This is a genomic window from Streptomyces ossamyceticus (assembly GCF_001418475.1).
GTDB classification, from domain to species: domain Bacteria; phylum Actinomycetota; class Actinomycetes; order Streptomycetales; family Streptomycetaceae; genus Streptomyces; species Streptomyces ossamyceticus.
In genome coordinates, this window is the sequence record NZ_LIQX01000809.1 from 243 (window position 1) to 1958 (window position 1716).

1 protein-coding gene and 1 pseudogene are annotated in these 1716 nt (G+C 71.1%); one reads left to right on the forward strand and one right to left on the reverse strand.

Annotated features, from left to right (window positions below):
* Window positions 1–114, forward strand: a pseudogene (locus AOK15_RS48125) (cytochrome b/b6 domain-containing protein); the annotation flags it as partial.
* A gap of 164 nt (window positions 115–278) precedes the next feature.
* On the opposite strand, the gene AOK15_RS39140 reads toward AOK15_RS48125, so the two are convergent.
* Complete coding sequence (locus AOK15_RS39140) at window positions 279–1676, reverse strand: GntP family permease (RefSeq protein WP_055523743.1); 1398 nt, start codon at window positions 1674–1676, stop codon at window positions 279–281.
* Between the last annotated feature and the right edge of the window lie 40 nt (window positions 1677–1716).

Here is a 1716-nt window from a genome sequence, read left to right on the forward strand (position 1 = left end):
CTGGCCGGTCACATCGGCATGGCCCTGGGCGACCCGGAGGCCCGCCGGGGCCTGCGTACGGGCCTGGTCTCGAAGGAGTGGGCGGACCGGGAGCACCCCTTGTGGCGGCCGTAGCGAGCCGGCACCGATAGCCGGACCCCGGCCCGCGCGATGTCCCCCGGCTCAACGCGAAGGGCGCCCCGGCTACGCACAGCGCGCCCCGCCTACGCACAGGGCGCCCGGCCCGCGCGATGGGCCCCGGCCCGCAGCCGGACGCCCGTCGCGCGGGACCGGCGTCCCTAGATCACCAGCGACAGCAACAGCACGAGCGCGCCCGCCACCACCGAGATGATCGTCTCCATGACCGACCAGCTCTTGATGGTCTGGCCCACGGTCATGCCGAAGTACTCCTTGACCATCCAGAAGCCGGCGTCGTTGACATGGCTGAAGAACAGGGAACCGGCGCCGATGGCGAGGACGAGCAGCGCCGCATGGGTCGTCGACATGTCGGCGGCCAGTGGCGCCACGAGCCCGGCCGCGGAGATGGTCGCGACGGTCGCCGAGCCCGTCGCGAGCCGGATGCACACCGCGATGAGCCAGGCGAGGACGAGCGCGGGGATGGACCAGTCCTCGGAGATCTCCAGGATCATCCGCCCGACCCCGGAGTCGATCAGTGTCTGCTTGAAGCCGCCGCCGGCCCCGACGATCAGCAGGATGCCCGCGATCGGCGCGAGGGACGTCTCCACGGTCGACGACAGTCGCTCCTTGGTGAACCCGGCCGCCCGCCCCAGCGTGAACATGCCCACGATCACCGACGTGAGCAGCGCGATCAGCGGCGAGCCGACGACGTCGAAGACCCGCTGCACCATCTGCTCGGGGTCGTCGACCACGATGTCCACCAGGGCCTTGGCGAGCATGAGCACGACGGGCAGCAGCATGGTCGCGATGGTCGCCCCGAACCCGGGCCGCTTCTCCAGCTCCTCCGACGCCCGCGCGGGGATCATGCGCTCGGGCACCGGGACGTCCACCCACCGCGCCGCGTACTTCGAGAACAGCGGCCCGGCGATGATCACGGTCGGTACGGCGACAAGCAGACCCAGCGCCAGCGTGACCCCCAGGTCGGCCTTGACCGCGTCGATCGCGACCAGCGGCCCGGGGTGCGGCGGGATCAGGCCGTGCATGACGGACAGGCCCGCGAGGGCGGGGACACCGATCCGCATCAGCGAGTAGCCGCCGCGCTTGGCGACCATGAGGACCACCGGGATGAGCAGGACGATCCCGACCTCGAAGAACAGCGGCAGCCCGATCACCGAGGCGATCAGCACCATCGCCCACGGCATCGCCCGCCCGCCGGCCTTCGCGAGGATCGTGTCGACGATCTGGTCGGCGCCCCCGGAGTCGGCGAGCAGTTTGCCGAGGATCGCGCCCAGCGCGATGAGCACACCCACCCCGGCCACGGTCGTCCCGAGCCCGGTGGTGAAGCTGACGATCGCCTTGTCCAGCGGTGCCCCGGCGAACGCGCCGAGCGCGAGCGAACCGATCGTCAGGGCCAGGAAGGCGTGCACCTTGAACCTGGTGATGAGCAGCACGATGACGGCGATGCCCGCCAGGACGGCTATGCCCAGCTGCGCGTGGCCCGCCGAGGTGATCGGCTCGACGGGGTCCGCTGCCAGCATCTCGACGCTGAGTCCGGTCACGGTGATTCCTTGAGGGGAGAGGGAGGGGAGGGGAGGTGGA